The 23113-nt window shown below is 71.8% G+C and carries 21 protein-coding genes; 7 read left to right on the forward strand and 14 right to left on the reverse strand.

All coding sequences use genetic code 11. The annotated features are described in order from the left end of the window. Window positions 1-382 precede the first annotated feature (382 nt). Window positions 383-3883 (forward strand): aminotransferase class I/II-fold pyridoxal phosphate-dependent enzyme, encoded by a 3501-nt coding sequence (locus BJY18_RS31850; protein WP_184783572.1) that lies wholly within the window; start codon window positions 383-385, stop codon window positions 3881-3883. On the opposite strand, the gene BJY18_RS31855 is transcribed toward BJY18_RS31850, so the two are convergent. From BJY18_RS31855 to BJY18_RS31875, 5 genes are all read right to left on the reverse strand, one after another. Continuing rightward, the gene (locus tag BJY18_RS31855; RefSeq protein WP_312874025.1) at window positions 3822-4352 is read right to left on the reverse strand and encodes a toxin; all 531 of its coding nucleotides are present in this window, start codon (window positions 4350-4352) and stop codon (window positions 3822-3824) included. The two genes, BJY18_RS31850 and BJY18_RS31855, sit on opposite strands and share 62 nt — an antisense overlap. 7 nt (window positions 4353-4359) lie before the next feature. Further along, window positions 4360-4794: a helix-turn-helix domain-containing protein gene (locus BJY18_RS31860; RefSeq protein ID WP_184783573.1), complete on the reverse strand. Its 435-nt coding sequence runs from the start codon at window positions 4792-4794 to the stop codon at window positions 4360-4362. A gap of 737 nt (window positions 4795-5531) precedes the next feature. Continuing rightward, entirely contained in the window at window positions 5532-6164 is a 633-nt protein-coding gene (locus tag BJY18_RS31865) for an Rv1733c family protein (RefSeq protein ID WP_184783574.1), read from the reverse strand. 115 nt (window positions 6165-6279) lie between these two features. Then, window positions 6280-6702, reverse strand: coding sequence for a hypothetical protein (locus BJY18_RS31870; RefSeq protein WP_184783575.1), 423 nt, complete (start codon window positions 6700-6702; stop codon window positions 6280-6282). Window positions 6703-7076: 374 nt separating this feature from the next. After that, window positions 7077-8273: a cysteine desulfurase-like protein gene (locus BJY18_RS31875; RefSeq protein WP_184783576.1), complete on the reverse strand. Its 1197-nt coding sequence runs from the start codon at window positions 8271-8273 to the stop codon at window positions 7077-7079. A 79-nt stretch (window positions 8274-8352) separates the two neighbouring features. Here BJY18_RS31875 and BJY18_RS31880 point away from each other — a divergent pair, with 79 nt between their 5' ends. Next, window positions 8353-8985 (forward strand): peptide deformylase, encoded by a 633-nt coding sequence (locus BJY18_RS31880; RefSeq protein ID WP_184783577.1) that lies wholly within the window; start codon window positions 8353-8355, stop codon window positions 8983-8985. A gap of 59 nt (window positions 8986-9044) precedes the next feature. Beyond that, window positions 9045-10052, forward strand: a complete 1008-nt coding sequence (locus BJY18_RS31885; protein ID WP_184783578.1) for an alcohol dehydrogenase catalytic domain-containing protein — start codon at window positions 9045-9047, stop codon at window positions 10050-10052. A 15-nt stretch (window positions 10053-10067) separates the two neighbouring features. On the opposite strand, the gene BJY18_RS37165 is transcribed toward BJY18_RS31885, so the two are convergent. The 4 genes from BJY18_RS37165 to BJY18_RS31905 all read right to left on the reverse strand — a co-directional run bounded on the left by BJY18_RS37165 (window position 10068) and on the right by BJY18_RS31905 (window position 13549). Further along, window positions 10068-10541 carry a methylated-DNA--[protein]-cysteine S-methyltransferase gene (locus BJY18_RS37165; RefSeq protein WP_184784971.1) on the reverse strand — a complete coding sequence of 158 codons (474 nt, stop codon included), beginning with the start codon at window positions 10539-10541 and terminating at the stop codon, window positions 10068-10070. Next, window positions 10532-12016: an AlkA N-terminal domain-containing protein gene (locus tag BJY18_RS37170; protein ID WP_184783579.1), complete on the reverse strand. Its 1485-nt coding sequence runs from the start codon at window positions 12014-12016 to the stop codon at window positions 10532-10534. The genes BJY18_RS37165 and BJY18_RS37170 overlap by 10 nt, the downstream gene beginning before the upstream one ends. 50 nt (window positions 12017-12066) lie before the next feature. Next, window positions 12067-13134: a VanZ family protein gene (locus BJY18_RS31900; protein ID WP_184783580.1), complete on the reverse strand. Its 1068-nt coding sequence runs from the start codon at window positions 13132-13134 to the stop codon at window positions 12067-12069. Window positions 13135-13225: 91 nt separating this feature from the next. After that, the gene (locus BJY18_RS31905; RefSeq protein ID WP_184783581.1) at window positions 13226-13549 is read right to left on the reverse strand and encodes a hypothetical protein; all 324 of its coding nucleotides are present in this window, start codon (window positions 13547-13549) and stop codon (window positions 13226-13228) included. A gap of 388 nt (window positions 13550-13937) precedes the next feature. Here BJY18_RS31905 and BJY18_RS31910 point away from each other — a divergent pair, with 388 nt between their 5' ends. Next, window positions 13938-14171 carry a hypothetical protein gene (locus BJY18_RS31910; protein WP_184783582.1) on the forward strand — a complete coding sequence of 78 codons (234 nt, stop codon included), beginning with the start codon at window positions 13938-13940 and terminating at the stop codon, window positions 14169-14171. Window positions 14172-14544: 373 nt separating this feature from the next. Beyond that, window positions 14545-15708: a S1C family serine protease gene (locus BJY18_RS31915; RefSeq protein WP_184783583.1), complete on the forward strand. Its 1164-nt coding sequence runs from the start codon at window positions 14545-14547 to the stop codon at window positions 15706-15708. Between the two features lie 60 nt (window positions 15709-15768). Here the strand turns inward: BJY18_RS31915 and BJY18_RS31920 are convergent, their stop codons facing one another. Then, entirely contained in the window at window positions 15769-16443 is a 675-nt protein-coding gene (locus BJY18_RS31920; protein WP_184783584.1) for an alpha/beta hydrolase family protein, read from the reverse strand. A 12-nt stretch (window positions 16444-16455) separates the two neighbouring features. Then, complete coding sequence (locus BJY18_RS31925) at window positions 16456-17883, reverse strand: xylulokinase (protein WP_184783585.1); 1428 nt, start codon at window positions 17881-17883, stop codon at window positions 16456-16458. A 54-nt stretch (window positions 17884-17937) separates the two neighbouring features. Between BJY18_RS31925 and BJY18_RS31930 the strand changes: the two genes are divergently transcribed. After that, the gene (locus tag BJY18_RS31930) at window positions 17938-18987 is read left to right on the forward strand and encodes a methyltransferase domain-containing protein (RefSeq protein ID WP_184783586.1); all 1050 of its coding nucleotides are present in this window, start codon (window positions 17938-17940) and stop codon (window positions 18985-18987) included. Here BJY18_RS31930 and BJY18_RS31935 read toward each other — a convergent pair. From BJY18_RS31935 to pdxR, 3 genes are read right to left on the reverse strand one after another with little or no spacing between them, the layout of a single operon-like run. After that, window positions 18968-20497, reverse strand: coding sequence for an FAD-dependent monooxygenase (locus BJY18_RS31935; RefSeq protein WP_184783587.1), 1530 nt, complete (start codon window positions 20495-20497; stop codon window positions 18968-18970). The two genes, BJY18_RS31930 and BJY18_RS31935, sit on opposite strands and share 20 nt — an antisense overlap. Before the next feature lie 17 nt (window positions 20498-20514). Continuing rightward, the gene (locus BJY18_RS31940; protein ID WP_184783588.1) at window positions 20515-21123 is read right to left on the reverse strand and encodes an acyl-CoA-like ligand-binding transcription factor; all 609 of its coding nucleotides are present in this window, start codon (window positions 21121-21123) and stop codon (window positions 20515-20517) included. Between the two features lie 56 nt (window positions 21124-21179). Beyond that, window positions 21180-22577, reverse strand: coding sequence for a MocR-like pyridoxine biosynthesis transcription factor PdxR (gene pdxR, locus BJY18_RS31945; RefSeq protein WP_184783589.1), 1398 nt, complete (start codon window positions 22575-22577; stop codon window positions 21180-21182). 46 nt (window positions 22578-22623) lie between these two features. On the opposite strand from pdxR, the gene BJY18_RS31950 reads away from it, so the two are divergent. Continuing rightward, a complete protein-coding gene (locus BJY18_RS31950; RefSeq protein WP_184783590.1) occupies window positions 22624-23112 on the forward strand; it encodes a carboxymuconolactone decarboxylase family protein in 489 nt (162 codons plus the stop codon). Window position 23113 lies beyond the last annotated feature (1 nt).

The raw sequence follows: 23113 nt of genomic DNA on the forward strand, positions 1-23113 counted from the left end.
CACCGCGACGTCGTCGCGCAGCCGTCGAAAAGTGGCTTCGGCCAGGGTGAACCTCCGGAGCACCGAGGAAAGCGGGTGCCGCGCCGGCGCGGCGGGTGAACGAGGGCTTGCCGCTTTGTGAACCACCGGTCCGGCCGTGGCCCGGTGCGCTGCGGTTTCGCTGTGCCGAGGCGGTTTCCGTGGCCGGTGATCACGAATCGGTTGCGTTTCGGCAGGAGAAGCGGGGAGGTGGCTCTGTGTCGTGCGCGGTGATCGTGTGGCTACCGAGGGTGGATCACGGTGCGCAATTCACGTGCGATTTTTGGGAACGTCTTGAAAATCCCGGCGGAGGCGGGCAACCTCATGGCCACTGGGCGGGGTTCGGCGCGAGGGAAGTCACACCATGGCGTCTGAGGTATCGGTACGGGGGAATTCGGGAAATCGCCGGGACATCGCGGTGGTCGGCGTGGGCTGCCGTTTTCCCGGCGCACGCAACGTGAACGAGTACTGGGATCTGCTGAGCGAGCCCAAACCGCAGTTTCATCCGGTGCCGGATTCGCGGTGGCGGCGCCAGGCGTTTCACCGCGAGGATTTCCGGGACACGTCCGCGGCGTACTCGGATCGGATGGCGCTGGTCGACGACGTCGCCTGCTTCGACGCCGGGCACTACGGGATCCCGCCGCGGCGGGCGAAATCGCTCGACCCGCAGCACCGGCTGCTGGTCGACCTCACGCGGGAGGCGCTGCAGGACGCGGGCTGGGAGGCCGGCGGGTTCGACCGCGACGACACGTCGGTGATCATGTCGCTCAGCGAGAGCGGCTACCGCGAGATGAGCACCCTGCACATCCGGCTGCGCCAGCTGGCGGGTGGTGAGTTCGGCCGGCCGGGCGGCCCGGAGCTGGCCGAGGCGGCGTCCGCGGTCGGCGGGTTCCACGCGACCGCGCTCGCCGGGCTGCTGCTCAACATGGGGCCCAGCTCGATCAGCAACATCTTCGACCTGCACGGCGAGAGCTACGCTCTGGACGCCGCCTGCTCCGGCGGGCTCACCGCGGTGGCCAACGCGGTGTTCGCGCTGCGGTCCGGCCGGTGCAGGATCGCCGTGGCCGGAGGTGCGCAGCTGGTGCTCACCCCCGACCTGTTCGTCGGCCTGTGCCGGATCGGCGCGATCTCCCGGACCGGCGAATGCCGGCCGTTCGACCGGCGGGCGGACGGTTTCGTGCTCGGCGAGGGGGCCGGCGTACTGGTCCTGCGGCCGCTGGAGGACGCCGAGGCGGCGGGCGACCGGGTCTACGCGGTGATCCGCGGCGTCGGGCTCTCCAACGACGGCACGGTCAAGGGCGGCATGATGCCGCAGGAGGCCGGGCAGCTGAATGCCCTGCGCCGTGCCTACGCGGATGCCGGCGTCGACCCCGGCTCGGTCGGCTACCTGGAAGCGCACGGCACCGCGACCTCGGTCGGCGACGACGTGGAGATCGCCGCGCTGGGCGAGCTGCGCCGGGACGTGGCAGGCCCGGCGTATCTCGGCGCGGCCAAGTCGGTGGTCGGGCACTCGCTCGGCACCGCGGGCATCGCCGGGCTGATCAAGTCCATTCTGTCCGTCCACAAGGGACAGATTCTGCCGCAGCCGGATTTCGAGCCCGCCGAACACCTCGCGCTCGAGGAGGCGGGGCTGCGGGTGGCCACCACGCTCCGGCCGTGGGAGAGCCAGGGGCCGCGCCGCGCGGGAATCAGCGCGTTCGGGTTCGGCGGTACGAACGTGCACGTGGTGATCGAGGAGCCGGCCGCGGCTTGCACTCCCGTGGAGCCGCCCGCGCAGCCGCGGCTGCTGCTGCTCACCGCTCGTGACCGGGCCGGGCTGGCCCGGCACGCCCGCGAGGTCGCCGAGGCGCTGACCAGGGAAAACCCGTCGCTGGCGGAGGTCGAGGGGACGCTGGCCCGGCGGACTCTGTTCCCGGAACGGCTGGCCCTGGCTGCGGACGACCTGCGTGACGCGGTGGCGAAGCTGACCGCCGCGTCGGTGGCCCTCGCATCCGGCCAGACCGGTGAACTGGCGCCGGACGTACACGCCGGCGTCGTCGCGCCGGGCAAGGAGGACGCGGCGCCGTCGGGCACCCCGGCGGAGCTCGCCCGTCGCGCGGTGACCGGAACCGGGGTGCGCCCGCCGTCCACCGGGCTGCCGCGGTGCACCCTGCCACCCAGTCCGCTCAGCCCGCGACGGCACTGGATCGTCGACGACGCGAAGCTCGTGAAGGCGCAGGCCCAGCCACCGCTGGGCGCGGGAACCAGCGCCTCGCCCGGAACCTCGCCGGAGACGGCGAGCCCCTCGTCCGCCCACACCGTCTTGGCCGTGGTTCTGGAGGAGGTCGCCCGCACGAGTGCGTTCCCGGTGGACGAGCTCTACCCGTGGCAGCTGCTCATCGACGACCTCGGGTTCGATTCGCTGATGCTCACCGAGCTGGAAGCCAAGCTGCGCAAGCGGTTTCCGGTGCCGGCCCTGGAACTCGACCAGCAGCCAAATCTGACCGTGCGTGGCGTGGCGGCGCTGCTAGCTCCGGGCGGGGCCGGGCCGGAGAGCGTCGAGCGGACCGTGCCGGTGCCTGCGGCGGACTCGGGCGAGCCGGACTGGGACCCGGCGACCGCGACGATCGAGCGGTTCCCCGAGGCGGCCGCGATCGAGGCGCGGCTGGGGGAGTTCGAGCAGGCGGGCGTGCGCAATCCCTACTTCCGCAAGCACCAGGGACGCATGGACGCGACCACGTCCGTCGGCGACCGGCAGTACCTGTCCTTCTCCAGCTACAACTACCTCGGGCTCGCCGGGCATCCGGTGGTGACCGCGGCCGTGCACGCGGCGGTGGAGCGGTACGGCACGTCGGTGTCCGGCAGCCGGTTGCTCGGCGGTGACCGGGACCTTTCGCGGGCGCTGGAAACGGAACTCGCCGCGTTCCTCGGCACCGGCGACTGCCTCGTGCTGGTGAGCGGGCACGCCACCAACGTCGGCGCGATCGGCCACCTGGCCGGTCCGGACGACCTGGTCGTGCACGATTCCCTCGCGCACGACAGCATTCTGCAGGGCTGCGCGCTCTCCGGTGCCACCCGGCGGCCCTTCCCGCACAATGATCTGGACCGGCTGGAGGACGTGCTGCGCCGCACGCGCTCGCGGTTCCGCCGGGTGCTGATCGTGGTCGAGGGCGTGTACAGCATGGACGGTGATCTGGCCGACCTGCCGCGGCTGATCGACCTCAAACGGCGTTACGGCGCCCTGCTGATGGTCGACGAGGCGCACAGCATCGGCACCGTCGGCCCACGCGGGGCCGGGGTCGGCGATCACTTCGGGGTGGACCGGTCCGGCGTCGACCTGTGGATGGGCACGCTGTCGAAATCGCTCGCCGGCTGCGGTGGCTACCTCGCCGGCAGCGCCGCGGCCGTGCGCTGGCTTCGCTATTCGCTGCCCGGTTTCGTCTACAGCGTCGGGATCACGCCGGCCAACGCCGCGGCTTCCCTTGCCGCGCTGCGATTGCTGCGGGAAGAACCGGAACGGCTGGTGCGGCTGCGGGAGAACTCGCGGCTGTTCCTCCGGCTCGCTCGCGAGGCCGGCTTGCCCACCGGGTCCGCCGAGGGCTCCCCGATCGTGCCCTGCCTGGTCGGCGACTCGGCCACCACGCTGCGGCTGGCGAGCGCACTGTACGAGCGCGGCATCGTGGTCGATCCGATCCTGCACCCTGCGGTGGACGAGGAGCAGACCCGGCTGCGGTTCTTCCTCACCAGCGAGCACGAGGAGGACCAGCTGCGGTACGCAGTGTCCACTGTGGCCACGGAACTCGCCGCCCTGCGCGGCAACGTCCTCACTGCAGGAGCCGCTCGATCCGCTGGATCGGGTTCTCCTGCGCCACCGGTGGTTCCGTGATCGTCTTCGGCTTGCGGCCCATCTCTTCCGAGAGCAGATAGGCGATGATCTCGGCTTCCTGCTCCTGTTCGTCGTCGTAGGTGGCGCGCATCAGCATGTCCCGCACGAGGTCGGGGTCGAGGTTGGGGAACAGCGAACGGGCGCTCTCGTCGTCCAGCAGACCCGAGCCGCGATGGCAGCAGATGATGTGACCCAGCTCGTGCAAGATGATGTGCTCCTGGTGCGCCCCGGTGGTGTTGGCGTCGAAGAAGATGAGGTCTTCCCCGCGTGCGGCCACCCACATGCCGCACGGGTGGGAGGCGGGCATCGGCAGCGGGACGAGGGTGATCGGCCGCTCCCGGATCTCGCCGAGGCGGGTGCACAGGGTCGCCAGGTCGTAGTTCGCCGGAAGGCCGAGCTCGGCGATCCGCCGGACCCCTTCCTCGCGCATCCGCCTCAGCTGGTCGCGACGCTCCACGGCTTCGGGCACAGCAGGCTCACTTCGCCGTTTCGTCGCTGACCGGCGGCAGGCCCTGCATCTGCCGGTACTGGTCCATGATCGTGGTGATCGCCTGCAGGTTCTCCTCCCGCATCCCGGCCGCGCGCATGGCGACGGCGCGCACCCCGGCCTGCCGCATGGCCTCGACCGCGGCCAGCTCCGACAGCACCGATCCGGCCACCTCCTCGTCGAAGAAGTAGGCGACCGAAACCCCGAAGAACTTGGCCAGCGCGGCGAGCAGCTCCTGCGAGGGGTTGGTGCGCTTGCCGGTGCGCAGCTGAGAAAGGTACACCCCGCCGACCTTCAGCTCCGGCGACGCTCGTTTCAGCTCGGCCGCGACCTCGGCATTGGTCCAGTGCCTGCCCTGCGGGCGCACGCTGCGGAACAGGTCGTCGAGTCTGGCGGCCAGAGTCGGCCGGGTGTCTTCGGACATGCTGACTCGCCCCTCCAGTGTCCAGCTGATTGCTCTCAGCTAACACGACTATCTCAGATTAGCGGACAGTTGACAATGGCCGGTCGCCTCCACAAGACTGTGTGCGTCGCGAGTTAACTGATGGCTAACCGCGCACACCCGGGCACAGCGACAGGCGTAGACCGGGCCGGGGCGACGCTGGGGGTGCCGCCCCGCCGGTCCGCCGCGCGCGGGCCCGGGGGCAGCTACCGGACTGCCTCCGGGCTGAGCTGTACCGCCGGGGCGCGGCGGCCTGGCGCCGGGTTGGTGACTTGGCGCCGGTTGTGCCCTGGCGACGGTGTTGTGGCTGTCGCCGGTGTTATGACTAGCGACGGGTTGTGACTGGCGACGGTGTTGGTGAGCTGTCGCCGGGCCGTGACTTGAGGCCAAGCCGTGACTCGCCGCCTGCGCCGTGAGCGTGCTGGACGGCAGCTGGCGCCAACTGCCTACGAGCTATCGCGGCACGCCCAAGGCTGACCGGGTGATCGGCCGTTGGGCCGCATCGATCTGTCGGCTGTCGGCCCGCTTGTTCGACTGCTTGCCGAATACAGCTTGGCTATCGGCCTGCGCGTCGGTTGCTGGCCCGATCACCGGACTGTCTGCCGGCTCCTCGCTCGGCTGTCAGCATGCCTGCCGGCTACTCGCCCAGTTGTCGGCGTGCGTGTCAGCCGCCGAACCGACCGCAGGACTGCCGACCGTCGACCCGGACAGCCGACCGGCTACCGGACTGCTTCCGGGCCGGCGAACTGGGCCCATTCGTCTGCCCAGCGGGTCGCGCGGCGGTGGTCGAGTACTCGGCGGGCCGCCCAGAAGGCGCCTGCCAGTACGCCGGCGGCGCACAGCCAGGTGAAGGTGGCCACCAGTACGCCGTTGGTCACTGCGTCCGTGTGGGTGAGCGGGGCGGTGGTCTGCCTGCCGGTGCGGTCGAGCCAGATCGCGGTCGTGGCGCCTTCGGTGGCCGCGCTCGAGGGGACGGTGACCGGGCCGGTGCGTTGCGCGCCGCCGGGGACGTGCCAGAGCGCGTTCACCTGCGCGGTGCTCGCGATCGGGGCGCTGTCACCCAGTGACGTCTGCTGTTGCGGCGCGGTCGTGAGCACCGTGGCGGTGACCTGGTGCCGTGACCGCTGCTGCGCGTCCGAGGCGGCGGTCTCGGAGGCGATGTCCGCGCGGGCGAACGCGACGGCGAGCGGGATCGCCAGCAACGCAATCAGGACGGCCACTCCGGCGAGCGCGCCCTCGACCCGGTCCGAGCGGCGGACCAAAGGGTTCCGGGCGACGCCGAGGCGTCGCAGCAATCGTTTACAGAAGTGTGGTGGTCTGCCTGCCCGAGTCCTGTACCGCATGCCTGCCATGGTCCTCCCCTCACCCAGGCGAGCGCTGTTATCCGGGCAACGTTTTTCCCGGTTTTACTGGGAATCCGGTGTGTTCCTGCGCACGCCTGCCACGCGTGTGGGTGAACGCCGCGGTTCAGTCGATCAACCGGACGGTGGCCGTCCGGCTGTGTGTCCGGCGGCGGCTGAAGCCGTATTCGGCCACGATGCCGAGCTGGATGCTGCGGTCGGCCGGGGCCCAGTAACCGGTGCGCACGAAATAGCCGTCCATCGCGCAGAGACGGTTGGCGCTCTTGCGGGAGCTGATCGGCTCCCAGCCCCACTGCCGTCCGGTGTGCTCGACCCCGTTGCGCCGCACGTGCAACCGTGGATTCCCGATCTCCCGGCAGTAAACGCCGCCTTCGGCGATGTAGAGCACACCGTCCACCTTGTAGAAGCGCTTGCCGTCGAGCAGACTCACCCGGCCGGACAGGGTGAACCGGACGCGCCCGCCCTCGGCGCCGTCCATTGTCCAGTCGAGACAGAATTCCTGGGTCGGAACCTCGAGCGACTGGGTCATGGCTGTGTTCCTTCCGCTACCCCCGTGGATGCCCACGAGAAAGATAGGGAAAAAACGTGCCCGTGGAAGCAGGTGACAACGATTTTCACCCGAAGAGGCTCGCAGGTCACGCATGGTATTCGAAATGCGATTAATCGAGTTCGGTAATGCTGTCGGGGTAGGCCGGATACGGGACGTGAAAATGCCGGGGGTGCATGGCGGCGACGCACCCCCGGTTTGGCGCTATGCGCCGGTAAGCCGACAGTGGGCGCGTGTCGCGAGCGTGATCGACAGCGACCGTCCGCGCGCCGGTGCGCCCGGAAGCGACCGCCTGCGCGCCGGTGCGCCCGGCAACGACCGCCCGCGCGGTGCGCCCGGTGGCCGGCGCCGCGGGATCAGAGTTCCGCGAGCGCCTTCAGGAGGAGATCGACCTCCGCCGCCGTGGTGTACGGCGCGATGCCGGCACGGACCGCGCCGGTGTCGCCGAGCCCGAGCCGCCGAGAACACTCGATGGCGTAAAAGGTCGACGCCGGTGCGTTGACGCCTCGGCCGGCCAGGTGCTCGTACACGGCTTTCGGGCCGGTGCCGGTGACCGTGAACAGCACTGTCGGAGTGCGGCGCCGGGTCGCCGATCCGTACCGGACGACGCGGGGCAGCTCGGCCAGCCCGGCTTCGAGGCGGTCGAGCAACGCCGTCTCGTGGTCTTCCAGCTCCCGCATCGACACGGCCAGGCGCGCCCGGCGGCTGCCCTCGCCAGGGACCAGCGCGGAGAGGAAGTCGATCGCCGCAGTCGCGCCTGCCAGCAGCTCGTACGGGAGAGTGCCCAGCTCGAACCGTTCGGGCACGGCGTCGCTGGAGGGCAGCAGCTTGTCCGGGCTCAGGGTCTCCAGCAGCTCCGGCGCGGCGGCCAGCAGGCCGAGGTGCGGTCCGAGGAACTTGTAGGCCGAGCACACGTAGAAGTCCGCCCCCAGTTCGGCGACGTCCACCGGGCTGTGCGGGGTGAGGTGCACGCCGTCCACGTAGCTCAGCGCCCCGGCCTCGCGGGCGGCCGCGGTGATCGCCGGGATGTCCGGGCGGGTGCCGAGCAGGTTCGACGCGGCGGTGACCGCGACCAGCCGGGTCCGGCCGGTCAGCAGCGAGGCGAACGCGGACGCCGACAGCTCCCCGGTCTCCGGGTCGAAGTCCGCCCAGCGCACGGTCACGTCCCGGGCCTGCGCGGCCTGGAGCCACGGCCGGATGTTGGCGTCGTGGTCGAGCCGGGTGACCACGATCTCGTCGCCGGGCCGCCACTGCTTGGCCAGCGCACGGGAGAAGTCGTAGGTCAGCTGGGTCATGCTGCGGCCGAACACCACGCCTTCGGGGCGCGCGCCGAGCAGGTCGGCCGCGGCCTGGCGGGCCTCGCGCACCACGCCGTCGGCACGGCGTTCGGCGGCGGTGACTGTGCCCCGGTTGGCGATGGCGGAGCAGAGGGTGGCGGCCACGGCTTCGCCGACCTTGGCCGGTACCTGGGAGCCGCCGGGTCCGTCGAAGTGGGCGGCGCCGCCGTCGAGCGCGGGGAAGTGCTTGCGGATCGCATCTACGTCGTAGGCCACAGCCGACAGCTTGCCCGATCGCGTGCCGGTCCGGCCAGCCGTGGGATCATCCGGGCACCCGCGTGGAAAGGTGCCGCCCGTGCTCGCCGACCTGGTGGACGAACTGCTCGCCCGGCCCTTGCCCTGGCCGATCGTGCAGGCCGGTGATCCGGTGCTGCGCGCCGCGGCCCGGCCGTACGAGGGCGAGCTGAGCGAGGCCGCGTTCGCCGCGCTGATCGAGGGGATGAAGGTGACCATGCGGGAGGCGCCCGGCGTCGGGCTCGCCGCGCCGCAGATCGGGCTCGGCGTGCGGATCGCGGTGGTCGAGGACCGGGCGAACGAGCGCCCGGGCGTGCCCGCGGCCACGCTGGAGACGCGCGGGATCACGCCGCTGCCGTTGCGGGTGCTGGTGAACCCGTCCTACACCCGGGCCGGTGACGAGACCGCGGCGTTCTTCGAAGGCTGCCTCAGCGTGTCCGGCTGGCAGGCGGTGGTGGCTCGTCCGCTGCGAGTACGGCTGAGCGCGCAGGACGAGACCGGTGCGGTGGTGGACGAGGAGCTGTCCGGCTGGCCGGCCCGCATCGTCCAGCACGAAACCGACCATCTGCACGGCATCCTCTACCTCGACCGGGCCGAAACGCGCTCGCTGTCCACGCACGAGGCGGTCGCCCGCCGCTGGGCGCAGCCGACCCCGGCCGAGGCCGCGCGGGAGCTGGGGTTCGAGCTGCCCTGAGTCCACTGTGGAGCGTTCGCGGTTGACACTGCCCGCCGTGGCCGGTGTGATGCATGCTCATGACGACATATCGCGCGTTCGAGGTCACCGGGCCACGGCAGTTCGGCCTGGTCGAGCGTCCGCTGCCGGAGCCGGGCCCGGGACAGGTCCGGGTACGGGTGCAGGCCTGCGGGATCTGCCACACCGACGTGCTCGCCGTGGAGCGCGAGCGGCGCGACGCGATCGTGTCCGGGCACGAGATCGCCGGCGTGATCGACGCGGTCGGCGCGGGGGTACGGGCATGGCGGGCAGGCGAGCGGGTCGGCGTCGGCTTCCTCGGCGGGCACTGCGGTGAGTGTGATCCCTGCCGCCGCGGGGATTTCGTCAACTGCGCCGACCAGCCGCGGATCGGGATCGACGTCGACGGTGGCTACGCGGAATACGTGCTGGTCCGCGCGAGCGGCCTTGCGCGGCTCCCGGATGGACTGTCCGCTGTGGACGCGGCGCCCCTGATGTGCGCGGGGATCACCGCCTACCGTCCGCTGGAACAGGGCGGGCTGCGGCCGGGTTCGCTGGTCGCGATCCAGGGGATCGGCGGTCTCGGGCACCTCGGTGTGCAGTACGCGAAGGCGCTCGGGTACCGCGTGGTGGCGATCGCGCGGGGCACGGAAAAGGCCGAGCTGGCCCAGGAACTCGGTGCCGACGACTACCTCGACAGCTCCGCGGTGGATCCGGGTGAGGCGCTGCGCGAGAGGGGCGGCGCGGCGTTGATCCTGGCGACGGCGGCGAGCGGGACGTCGATGTCCCCGCTGGTGCCCGGCCTCGCGCCGCGCGGACAGCTGGTCGTGGTGGGCGCGGCGCCGGATCCGATCTCGGTCCGTACTGCAGATCTGATCAACGGCACCGTCTCGGTGGCCGGCAGCAAGACCGGCACGGCGATCGAGAAGGAGGACTGTCTCGCGTTCTCCGCCGCCCGCGGCGTGCGGCCGATGGTCGAGACGGTCCCGTGGACCCAGGTTCCGGAAGCCTACGAACGGATGCTGTCGGGCAAGGCGCGGTTCCGGGTGGTGCTCGACTTCACGTCCTGAGTCCACAGAGGACGATCAGGCTGCTTCCAGTTCCAGCAGCCGGCGTTTGCGGTCCACCCCGCCGCCGTAGCCGGTGAGGTCACCGTTGCTGCCGACGACGCGGTGGCACGGCACCACGATGCTCACCGGATTGCGCCCGTTGGCCAGGCCGACCGCGCGGAACGCGCCGGGCCGTCCGATGTGCTCGGCCAGCTCGCGGTAGGTGATCGTCTCGCCGTACGGGATCCGCGTGAGCTGCTGCCACACGGTCTGCTGGAACGGTGTGCCGCGCAGGGCCAGCGGCAGGTCGAACTCGGTTCGCTCGCCCGCGAAGTACTCGCCCAGCTGCCGCTTGACCTCGGTGAACGGACGGTCGTCGCGGTCACCGAAGGTCGCCGGGTCGGGCTGATGCCGGTGCCGCTCCAGGTACAGCCCGGCCAGCGCGCCGTCCCGTGCCACCACGGTGAGCGGGCCGACCGGGCTTTCGAGCACGGTGTGGTTCACGCTGATTCCTCCTCGGCGGGAATGCGGTTGATCGGGTGGTCGCCGGTGGCCCACAGGTGCTGCACGGCGTACGCGCGCCACGGCTGCCACGCGGTGGCGCGAGCGGCCAGCGCTACCGGCCGGGCAGGCAGGCCGAGGGCTTCGGCAGCGACCTTGACGCCGAGGTCGGTGGCCACGAACGCGTCCGGGTCGCCGAGCGCGCGCATCGCGATGCTCTCCACCGTCCACGGCCCGAATCCGGGCAATGCGGACAACTGCGCGCGGGTTCGGTCCCAGTCCCCGCCGACGGCAAGGTCGACCTCGCCGCAGACGAGCGCATCGACCAGGCCGAGCAAGGTGGTCCGCCGGGATTTCGGCATCGCCAGCGTCTCCGGGTCGAGGGCGGCAAGGTCGTCGGGAGCGGGAAACAGGTGCGTCAGCCCGCCTTCGCGGTCCTCGACCGGCGTGCCGTGTGCCAGTACGAGCCGGGCGGCGTGCGTGCGGGCGGCCGCGGTCGAGACCTGCTGGCCGAGCACGGCGCGGACGGCGAACTCCTTCGGGTCGGTCGTGCGCGGCACCCGCCTACCCGGCGCCGCGTCCACCAGCGGGGCGAGCACCGGGTCGCTCGTCAGCTGTTCGTCCACCGCCACCGGATCGGCGTCCAGGTCCAGCAGCCAGCGGCATCGGCTGATCGCCGCCGCCAGGTCACGCAGGTCGGTGAGGCTCAGCCGGCACGCGATGTGGTCCGGTTCGGGACGCAGCGACACCACGCCGTGCCCGTGCGGCAGCCGGAGCGTGCGGCGGTACGCGCCGGCACGCCACTCCTCGACGCCGGGCACCGCCGTCGCGGCCAGGTGCCCGAACAGGTTGTCCGGGCACAGCGGACGCCGGAACGGCAGCCGCAGCGCGAGGACGCTCGGCGACTTGTCCCGCCCGCCGCCGCGTGCCCTCGACCGCAGCTCGCTCGGCGTCAGCGCGAAGACGCCGCGCACCGTCTCGTTGAACGTGCGGATGCTGGAAAACCCAGCGGCGTGCGTGATGTCGCCCATCGGCATCGCGGTGGTCTCGATCAGCAGCCGGGCGGTTTCCGCGCGCTGCGCGCGGGCGAGCGCGAGCGGGCCGGCCCCGAGTTCCGCCCGGACCTGCCGCTCCACCTGCCGGACGCTGTAGCCGAGCCGGGTGGCCAGGCCCTGGACGCCTTCGCGGTCCACCACGCCGTCGGCGATCAGCCGCATCGCGCGGGCCACCACGTCGGCCCGTTCGTTCCATTGCGGTGAGCCCGGCGACGCATCCGGACGGCACCGTTTGCAGGCGCGGAATCCGGCGGCCTGCGCGGCGGCGGCGCTGGGGTAGAAGCGCATGTTCGCCACCTTCGGCGGGACCACCGGACAGCTCGGCCGGCAATAGATGCCGGTGGTGAGCACCGCGGTGAAGAACCAGCCGTCGAACCGGTCGTCTTTCGCCTGCACCGCCCGGACGCAGTGCTCGGTCTGCTCGTGCACGAGGTCCAGTCTGCCTCGCGCCGTACGTTGAACCTCGCGAAAAAACGACATCACCCTTGCGGGACGGGGACCTGCGCCGGGTCACGGGCATCGGCCACGGTGAGCCCGGCGCATCGCCCGGTCAGCCCACGGGGTCCGCGGGTGAGCAGCAGCAACGCCAGGTTCGCCACCAGCCAGAGCGCCGACCAGCCGGGGGAGAAGCCGGAGAGCAGGAAGTAGCCGCCGGAACCGAGGACGAACCGGACGAGGGACCGCCAGGGCGACGGCCGCCTGCCGGTGGCGTCCACGACGGTGAGCAGGACGGCGTGCTGTCCGGGTGTCGCGCCGTTGGTCGCCAGCGGGACCACGAGCAGCAGCAGTACCGCGGGCAGGCAGGTGTAGAGCAGGGTGTCCACTGCCGGGCTGTTGTGCACGGTGCCTTGGGCGACGTACTCGACCGCCAGTACGACGACGTTCAGCACCGCGCCGAACAGCGTCACGGCGACGAGGTCGAGGATCATGCCGAGCAGCCGGCGGCGGGTGCGGACCGGTCGCGGTTCACCGGCCGGCGCCCGGGTGCGACGGCGCAGCCGGGGTGCCAGCAGCGCGCCCATCGCCGCGCCGAGGGTGTTGGTCAGCAGGTCGCCGGTGTCGAACAGCCGGTACGGGCACGGCATCAGGAACCAGACACCGGTGAGCTGGGTCGTTTCGATCAGCAGCGACATCGCGAACCCGCTGGCGATGGCGAACGCGGTGCTGCGCCCGAACAGCCGCCGCAGGAACACACCCCACGGGACGAAGAACGCGACGTTGAACAGCACCTGCCGCAGCGCCGGGTTGTGCAGCAGGCTGGTGTCGAACTCCCGCATGTCGCTCAGGAACTGCACCGGGTTCCACTCCGGGTGCGCCAGCTCGCCGTGAGTCGCGCAGTAGGCCGCGTTCACGTCCGGGATCGGCAGCAGGGTGTAGGTGACCAGCGCGAACGCGTACACGAGGAACGCGGGCGCGGCCACCGCGCGGAACGTGCCCAGCTCGCCCCGTCTGCGGTAGGTCACCGCGACGTAGGGCACCACCAGGACGAACGCGAGCCCGAACCCGGCCAGGACGGCGATGAGCGTCGGGCCGCTCCACTGTGTCATCGAAACTCCACCCTCCGTACCCGGCGAGGGTAGCGGGCGTCCGGCCGCCGGGCCCGGTGGACCCGGCGGCGGAAGGTGGCCCGGCCCGCGCTCAGGGCAGCGACACCGGCGGCAGCCTGCCGCGGCGGTTCTCCCATTCGGCCATGGTGTCGTGGCTACCGCGGGGCGGATTCATGCCGTTGAAGTCATCGAACAGCTTGTCGACGGCCGCGTCGTACTTGCCCGGATTGTTGCCGAGATCGTTGAAGCGGTTGTACATGTCCTTGTAGTCGTCGAAACCGGAGAACCCGTCACCCTTGTTCTTGCCGTCGGCGAGCGGGTAGTCGACGGAGGCGTTGAACTCGATGTCGTCGAGCCCGTCCTTCATTATCTGCCGCTTCTCGTCCATGAACTTCTGGTGATCCGCCGGATCCATGTCCTGCTTGAGCTTCGCCTGGTCTTCCTTGCTGACGTGGTGCTCGTCAACGAACCCCGGCCACCGCCGAGGTCTCCTTCACCGGTGCGACCAAGGGATCGGACACTCGAAACTTCACCCCACCAGTCGGAATGCCGAACTGCACGAGGTTATCCCACCGAGGCCGGCAACCCCGTTCCGCAGGCTTGAGGATCGCCCGCGGGTGGGGCCTGACCTGCCCGCTCGCCCACGTCGCCGGTGGCGGGCCTGCGGGCGACTTCGCGCACGCGATCGTGCCGGAAGGTGGCCATCCGGGCGCCCCTGTTTCCCCCGTACACCCCTGCCGTGCGTTACCGGTGTCCTCGCGCGCCGGCTCGGCTCACCATGAGGGCGGACGGAAGGAGCCGGCATGCTCGTGGAAGAGGACGTGCGCGCGCTCGACGACGTCCGGCGCGGACTGGTGGTGGTTCGCAACGGGCTCGTCGGGGCCGGGGAGTGCTACCTGTGGTCCGCGGGCGGGCGCGTGCCACCGTGGGAGACGGCGGCGGTGGACCGGCTGCGGCGGCGGGGGCTGGTGAGCGTGACCCGCCGGCACGGAGCCGCCACGAGCCCGCTGGTGGCCAGCGGTCCGAACCCGGGCTGACGGAGTCTGACGGTGGCCGGACGGAGCTTGACCGTGGCCGGATCGGGTCTGACGGTGGCCGGGCTGAGCCTGACCGTGACCGGAGCGAGCCCGGCTGCGGAGGGACGCGTCGTGCCGGTCCGGGGCCGTCGGGAGGCGGTGTGCGCCGCCCTCCCGACGACCGGGTGGTCGGACAGCCGGGGCGGAGGTCCCAGTGCACCGCACCCGCGCCGGCCGACCTGGTGAACGAGCCTTCCGGCAAGATCATCACCGAACCTAGCCCACCGGGACCCGGCGGGGCAGGGTCGTTCCCCGATCGGGTGGGCGAGACCACGCTGGTGCGCGAACACCGGGTGGGGGGACGACCGCGACAGGAGCAGCAGGACAGCCGAGGATGAGCGACAACCCGAACGCGCCGCTGGGCGCCCCCTGGTCCGGGCAGCAGACGGTGGCACCGGCACCGGTTCCGGCATCCGACCCGGAACCCGTTTCCCCGCCGCGACGGCCGTGGCGGGGGCTCGCGCTCGCCGCCGGTCTGGTCGTGCTGCTGGCGCTGGCCGGATTCACCGTCACGCACTACGCGACGCAACCGGACCCGAGGCCGAAGCCGCCGGCGGAGCCGTTCGACATCAGCGGGGTGTACGCGAAGGTGCGTCCTGGTGTCGCGGTCATCGACACGGTGCTCGGGCTCGGCGCCGGCGTCGCGTCGGGCACCGGCATCGTCCTGAGCCCGGACGGTGTGGTGCTGACGAACAACCACGTGGTCGAAGGCACCGTCGCGATTCGGGCCGTGCTGGCGGGCGGCCGGGTCCACGACGCGACCGTGCTCGGCTACGACCGCACCCACGACCTCGCGGTGATCAAGCTCGCCGACGCGAGCGGGCTGGCCACCGCGACCCTCGGGGATTCCGGGCAGACCGGGCCCGGCGACCCGGTGCTCGGCGTCGGCAACGCGGGCGGGACGGGCGGCGAACCGTCGTCAGCCCCGGGCAAGGTGACCGCGCTCGGGCGTTCGATCGTCGCCTACGACGAGAGCACCGGCGCCGGGGAGACGCTGCACGGGCTGATCCAGACCGACGCCGACGTCCGGTCAGGGGACTCGGGCGGCCCGCTGGCCGACACCGCGGGCCGGGTGATCGGGGTGAACACCGCGGCCGGCACCGGGTACGAGCTCGAAGGAAGCGATCGCCCGCACGAGAGCTTCGCCATCCCGATCACCCCCGCCGCGGCCATCGCACAGCAGATCGTCGCGGGGAAAGCCTCCGAGACCGTCCACATCGGACCCAGCGCGTTCGTGGGGCTGACCGTGAACGACGGCGGCAACGGCTCCGGCGCGATGATCGCCTCTTTGGTCGCGGGTGGCCCGGCGGCGAAGGCCGGGCTCAAGGCGGACCTGCTGGTGGTCGCGGTCGACGATCAGCCGATCGGGTCCGCGGCCGAGCTCGTCGCGGTGCTGGACCGGCACCACCCCGGCGACCGGCTGAAGATCACCGTCTCCGGACAGGGCGGAGCGCAGGCCTCGGTGACGGTGACCGCGAGCGACGGACCGGCCGGCTGACGACCCGAGCCGTAGCCGTCGGACCGCGTACGGAGGGCGTCAGTCGGCACCGGAGAGGCCTCAGCCGAACCGTTCGTCGAGCCACCGGCGGGCGTGCTGCCACGGCGTGTCCGCCGCGTCGATCAGCCGGAAGTGGTCGACTCCCGGCAGCTCCGCGTAGTCCACTTCGTCACCGGCGTCGCGGGCCGCGGCGACGTAGTCGCGGCTGTGCGTCACGGGCACCCGCACGTCCGCGTCTCCATGGACGACGAGCTGGGGGCAGCCGAGCGGGAGCTGTTCCAGCGGGGATGCCGCCGGATCGTCCCCCGAGAGGAACAGGACCGCCGCGCCTTCGCCCAGCTCCTCGGCCGCGCTGCGAGGCACGTCGGTGACCGGGGCCAGCGCGACGACTCCGGACAGGCCCCCGGATTTCGCGGCCAGCAGCGCGAGATGGCCGCCCGCGGAGTGACCGATCGCGACGGCCGGGGCGGCTGGGGCGGCTGCGCGGACAGCGCTGAGCACGTCGTCGAGGGTCTGCGGCCAGCCGCCGGTGTCGCCGTCGATGCGGCGGTATTCGACGTTCACCACGCGCCAGCCGTCGTCGACCAGATCGGCGGCCATCGCGTCCATCTGGTGCAGGTCGTGCTTGGCTCGCCACCAGCCGCCGTGCAGCAGGATCGCGGTGCCCTTCGCGGGCGCCTCTCCGTGGAGTTCGGCGAACTGGCTGGGTTCGGCACCGTAGCGAAGCGTCTCCATCGGTCCATTAGATCACCGCTGCGCCAGCAGTTCGTGCACTCGCGCGAGGCCGTCGTACGACGCGCGGTAAGCCTCGTACAGCGGGTTCAGATCCGCTGTCGGCTCGAAGACGTGCGAGACGTGCACGGCTGCCGCAGCAGCGGTTTCCACATCGGGATGCAGCCCCGCGCCGACGGAACCCAGCAAGGCGGCACCCAGGGCGGCGCTGTCGAGCACCTCGAGACGTTCGACCGGCCGTTCGAGAACGTCGGCGTGCAGTTGCGTCCACAGGTCGCTGCGCCCGCCTCCACCGGAGAACGTGACCGACGGCAGTTTTCCGCACGCTTGCTCGACAGTCTCCAGCACGTGACGCGCGGAGAACGCGACACCGGTCAGTACGGCACGCGAAAGATCCGCTGTGGTGGTCGAAGAGGTGAGCCCGAGGAAGCTGCCCCGTACGTCGGCGTCCCACAACGGCGCCCGTTCGCCTTGCAGGTACGGCGTGAACACGACCCCGGCGGTGCCTTCGGCAGCGGAGGCGAAGACCTCCGGCACCTCCAGCCCGGACACCCGGCTCCACCACCGCACTGCGTCGCCGGCTGCCTGCGTCGGCCCCGCGTGCACCACGACGTCGCCGCGCGGCGGGAAAGCCACCAGCCCGCGCGCCCGTTTGCTGCTCCGCGACGCAGCGGCCACGACAAGGGACGTTCCGCACGACACCATCGCCCGGCCCGGTTCTGTCGTGCGCGTGCCGAAGACCGCGCCGAACGCGTCCATGGTCCCCACGACGACCGGTGCGTTGCCGAGTTCCGCGCAGCGGCCGAGCGGTTCCTCCGGCGCGAGCAGCTCCGGCAACCGTTCGCCGAGCCCGTCCACGAGTTCCACTGCTTCCGGCAGGTATCCGTGCGCGCCGGCGATCCGGACGCCGGACAGCAGATCGGTGGCCACCCGCCCGGTGAGTCGCGCGCCGATGAAGTCCTTGGGGCTCACCAGCCAGCGTGCCCGTGCCCACGCTTCGGGCCGCTCCCGCGCGAACCAGGCAGCGCGGGCGGCGGCGAACGAGGCATCCAGCGTGACCGGTCCGCCCCAAATGCGCTGCTTGTCCGCCTCGGTGAACCGTGCGTCCAGCTCCCGCGCGATCTCCGCGCACCGCTGGTCCTGCCAGATCACCGCCGGGGTCAGCGGGTTCAGCCCGGCGTCGGCGAGCAGGTGCGTGTTGACCTGGCTGACGATCCCGGCCGCCCGCACCGCGCCGTCGGGAAGTCCGGAAAGGACGGTGCGCAACGCGGTGCACGTCGCTCGCCACCACTGTTCGGGGTCCTGCTCCGCCCAGCCGGGACGCGGCCGGCTGATCGGGTAGGGAACGGAGTGCGCGGCGAGTTCCTCTCCATCGGGAGAGAACGCGGCGACCTTGACCGCGGTGGTTCCGACATCGATGCCGAGCAGGGTGTCCCGGTTCATGACACCAGGGGTACCAGCAGTCGGCCACGGTCGCGCCATAGGCCGTTCCGCCGAGTGCTCGACCTGGGCTGCGGTGACGGCGAGCTGCTGGCAGTCTTCGCCGACCACGGCGCGCAGGCACTGGCCGGGGTCGATCTGTCCGCGCAGCAGCTGGAACTCGCCCGGCACCGCCCCAGCTGGCCACCGCCGACCCGCGGGTCGCGCGGGGCTGCTGCCCGCCGGATTCGGGATCGACATCGCGAAAACCCGGCTGCGGACGTGACGGTTCGCGCTACGGTCGCGGGCATGACCACGCCCGCCGAAGTCTTCCTGCGCGACTACCACGACCGGAAGCCCGAAGCGGCGTCCGAACTGGCCGTGGCGGGGCACATCGTGGGCGACGATCGCACGGTGTACGAGGTCTTCGCCGATCACGTGGGGGTGCCTGTCCGGGTGCTCGACCTCGGGTGCGGTGACGGTGCGCTGCTGGCCGTGCTCGCCGCCCGCGGCGCGCGGACGCAGGCCGGGATCGACTTGTCGCCCGGGCACATCCGGCGGGCGCTGGAGCGGCCCGCGCTGGCGGGCGCGGACCTGCGTGCCGGGCGGGCGCAGGAGCTGCCGTTCGCGGATGGTGCCTTCGACGCCGTCGTGTCGTTCATGGCGCTGATGCTGATGGTGGACGTCGAGAAGGTGGTCGCGGAGGCGGCGCGGGTGCTCGCGCCCGGTGGGACGTTCGCGCTCGGCGTGGGTGGGCCTGGCGAAGGCGCACTGGAGGTGTTCCCGAAGATCGCGCGCCCGCTGTTCGCCGTCGTGCCGGAAGACCGCCGGGTGCCGACCGCCGGCGATCCGCGGACCCGGACCCGCGCCGGCCTCGACGAGCTGCTGGCCCCGGCCGGGTTCGAACCGGTGGCGTGGCACGAGGTGCTGATCGACGTATCCGGCCCGCCGGAGCAGGTGTGGCAGACCTGCTGCGAGACCTACTACCAGATGGACTCGCTCGACGAAACGCAGCTGACCGGGTTGCGGACCGCGTTCAAGGTCGCGACCCGGGACCAGGTCACCGCGGAGGGCCGCCTCCCGGCGAAGGCGCGGGTGCACGTGGCGGTCACGCGGCTGCGGTCGTGACTCCGGCGCCGAACCACCGGGCCAGCGCGGACCGGAGCGCGTCGAGGTCCGGTCCGGCGTCGTCGGACGCCCAGGCGACGTAGCCGTCCGGGCGGATCAGGAGCGCGGTGGGCGTCTCGCCGGCCGCACTGGTGGACACGATGGTGACGCGGTCCTGCCACGGACCGGCCGCGGCGGCCGCCTTCGCGCCGGGTGACAGGTCGAGCAGAACCGGACGGGCAGCGCGGTGCGCGGCGGCGAGTGGTTCCGGGTCGGCCAGCCGGAGGTCCGGCGACCACCGGCCGACGAGCGGATGCGGTTCGTCGCTGTACCGGATGTCGTTGCCGGACAGCAGATCCGCGAGGTGCCCGCGGACCACGTCGTGGCTCAGCAGCTCCTGGAACAGGGCACGCAGTTCGGTGACTTCCGGTCCCGGTGCGGTCAGCGCGCCCTGCGCCTGTGTGTGCATCACGACCCGCCGGCTGACCGGACGGCGTTCGGCGTCGTAGCTGTCGAGCAGGCCGGGCGGGGCCCAGCCGTGTACCTCGGCGGCCAGTTTCCAGGCCAGGTTCGCCGCGTCCTGCAGGCCGAGGTTCAGCCCGGGACCGCCGATCGCGGAGTGCACGTGGGCCGCGTCGCCGAGCAGGAGGATCCGGCCGGCCCGGAAACGGGTGGCGATCCGGGTGTTGCCACCGGCCAGCCGCCGCGGGGGCGGACCGGACCCGGCCGGGGGTGCTTCGATCGGCAGGTCGGTGCCGAGCACCCGCCGGATGCTCGCGCGCACCTCGTCCAGCGTCGGCGGACCATCGTCGGGCGGGACGGGTACACCCCGTTCGGTGGAGTTCACCATCGGCGCGGCCACGGTGAACGGCGCGTAGGTGAACACCCCGGTTTCCGTGCGGTAGTGCAGAAACGGCGGGATCACGTGACTGCCCGCCCGCAGCCCGCCGGTCGCCGGGTCGGTCAGCTCCGCCGGGATCCGCACCTGCGCGGCGAAGGACACGGTGTCGTCGCGGGTGACGCCGGGGAATCCGATCCCGGCGAGCTTGCGCACGAGGCTGCGGCCGCCGTCCGCGCCGACCAGGTACCCGGCGGTGAGCTCGTACCGGCCGCCGGGCCCGTTCACCCGCACCGTCACCGAGTCCGGATGCGTCGAGAACCCGGTGACCTCGTGTCCACGGCGGATGTCCGCACCCAGCGAAGCCGCGTGCTCGGCCAGCGTCCGTTCCAGTTCACGCTGGGGTTTCGGCAGCAGGTGGACCGGATGCTCGGGCAGGTCGGCGAGATCGAGCCGGAACCCGCCGAAGAGGTAGGCGGGCGCCGGTGCCGGCTCGTCCGTTCCGCTGAGCCGTGCGTAGAGGCCGCGCCGGTGCAGCAGTTGCACGACCTGGCCGACGAGTCCGTTGGCGCGCTGTTCTTCCTTGTCACCAGGAAGCCGTTCCAGCACGACCGGGCGTACTCCGGCCAGGCAGAGCTCCGCGGCGAGCAGCAGGCCGTTCGGTCCGCCGCCGGCAATCACGATCTCGGGCATGGCACTCCCTCAAGGGGTCAGGGCAGCACCTCGGCGAGCTGGTCGAACGCCTGGTGCAGCACGGTGTCGAAGGGCACCGGGGGATCGGCGCGCAGCCACTGCGCCATGGCCGCGCGGACCGCACCCCCGGCGGCGGTCGCGATGAGCAGTGGCCGCAGGTCGCGGTCCGGGTCGGCGCCGAGGCGTTCGGCGACAGCCTGGGTGAGCGCCTGTTCGGTCGCCGCACCGGCCTTCAGGAATTCCCCCTGCAGCGCGGGTTCGGTGAGCATCAGCCGGACGCCCTCGGTCCACTGTGGATCGGGTGGCGCGCTGTCGCCTTCGCGATCTTCCTGATGCTGGCCGACTGCCGCTTGCCGCAGCGCGGTCCACAATGGCTCGTCGGCCGGACGCGCCCGCAGGTGGTCCGCGATGCCCTGTGCCCGGTCGTACTGCCGCGCGACGATCGCTTCGGCCTTGCTGGAGAAATAGTTGTTCACCGTGCGCGGGGAAACGCCCGCCTCGCCGGCGATGTCGTCGATGGTCACGTTCCCCAGCCCGCGGTCGACCGCGAGCGCGATCGCCGCCCAGGAAATGGCCCGGCGGGTCTCCTGGCGGCGGCGCTCACGCAGGCTGGGACGTTCGGTCATGACCCGACCTTACGCGCAAACGTGCGTGACACGCAAACTATGCGTGCTCCGCAAGTTCAGGGAATGGCTCGGCACAGGGCGGCGAGTGCTCCGGACCACGCACTCGCCGAGGGCGTGCCGTAACCGATGACCAGGGCATCGCGGTCCGCTTCGGCTTCCGGATGCCGGAACTGGGCGAGGCCCTGCACTGCGAGGTCCTGCCACGCCGAACCCTGCACCACCGCGCTTTCGTTGCCGGAAGGCAGTTCCACCAGCACGTGCAGGCCCGCGGACAGGCCGGTCACCCGGGCGTCCGGGGCTTGTTCGGCGAGCGCGGCCACGAGCTGGTCGCGGCGGCGCCGGTAGCGCAGCCGCATCGCGCGGACGTGCCGGCCATAGCCACCCGAGGACAGGAACTCGGCCATGGTGAGCTGGTCGACGGTGCTGGTATGCAGGTCGGGCTCGCCCTTCACCTCGGCGACCGCGTGCGCGAGCCGCGGCGGCAGCGCGAGCCAGCCGAGCCGCAGCCCCGGGCTCAACGCCTTGCTGGACGTGCCGAGGTACACCACGTGTTCCGGATCCAGCCCCTGCAGGGCCCCGACCGGGCTGCGGTCGTACCGGAACTCGCCGTCGTAGTCGTCCTCCAGCACCAGGCCGCCGGTGCGGCGGGCCCAGTCGATCGCGGCCACCCGGCGATCCGGGTGCAGGGCGACGCCGGTGGGGAACTGGTGCGAAGGGGTGAGCAGCACCGCACCCGCCCGGGGCAGTTCGCCGAGCCGGTCGACCACGGCGCCGTCGGCGTCGACCGGGATCGGTGGCGTGCTCATCCCGGCGTCGGCGAGCTGGCGCCGATGCGTGTACAGGCCGTACGACTCGAGCGCGATTTCCGGCGTACCACGGCGTTTCAGCACCTCGGCCAGCAGCAGGAGGCCGTGCGTCACGCCGGAGCAGATGACGAGGTGGTCCGGATGCGTGCGGACGCCGCGGGTCCGCGCGAGATGGGCCGCCAGTTCGGTCCGCAGCTCCACCCGGCCGAGCGCGCTGGGAAAGCCGAACGCGTCGTCGGATGCCGAGGTCAGCGCCCGGCGGGTCGCTTTCGCCCACTCCACGCGGGGAAACGTGGAAGTGTCCGGCAGTCCGGTGCGGAGGTCGTGGACCCGGCGCCGCGATCGGGCGGGCGCCGGAGCTGCCTTGGCCGAGACGGCCGACGCCCTGGCGGCAACCCGGGTTGCCGCGCCCTGCCGGGCAGTCAGCCAGCCTTCGGCCACCAGTTCCGCGTACGCGTGCGCGACGGTGTTTCGAGCGATGCCGAGGTCCGCGCCGAGTGTGCGGCTGGACGGCAGCTTCGCGCCCGGAGCGAGCCGGCCGGTGCGGATGGCGTCACGCAGCGCCTCCATCAGGCCTTCGCGCAACCGGGAGCCGCGGAGGTCAAGGTGCAGGTCGTCACCTGACGAAGTGGCCCACTGATCGTGCACGGAAATGGACCATAGCAGGAGACCAGTGGGCAGTAACTTCGAAGACATGACCACTACCGAAGATCGCGTTGCCCCGCACGTTCCCCGGCTGAACCTGGCGGAACTCGCGCCGGACGCCTACAAGGCGATGATCCGCCTCGACGCGTCGGTCCGGCGCGGGATCGACCCGGTCCTGCACGAGCTGATCAAGATCCGTGCGTCGCAGCTCAACCACTGCGCCTTCTGCCTCGACATGCACACCAAGGACGCGCTGGCCGCCGGCGAGTCGGTGGAGCGGATCGTGCAGCTCTCGGCGTGGGAGGAGTCGAAGCACTTCTACACCGCGAAGGAGGTCGCCGCACTCGAGCTGACCGAGGCCGTCACGGTCCTCACCGACGGATTCGTCCCGGACGAGGTGTACGCACGGGCCGCGGCGGTGTTCGACGAGGCCGAACTGGCCCAGGTGATCGCCGCGATCACGGTGATCAACGCGTGGAACCGGTTCGGCGTCACCACCCGCATGCTCCCCGGTGAGTACGAGCCCGCGGCACACTGAC

Origin of the sequence: Amycolatopsis jiangsuensis (assembly GCF_014204865.1) — a bacterium.
Taxonomy (GTDB): Bacteria; Actinomycetota; Actinomycetes; order Mycobacteriales; family Pseudonocardiaceae; genus Amycolatopsis; species Amycolatopsis jiangsuensis.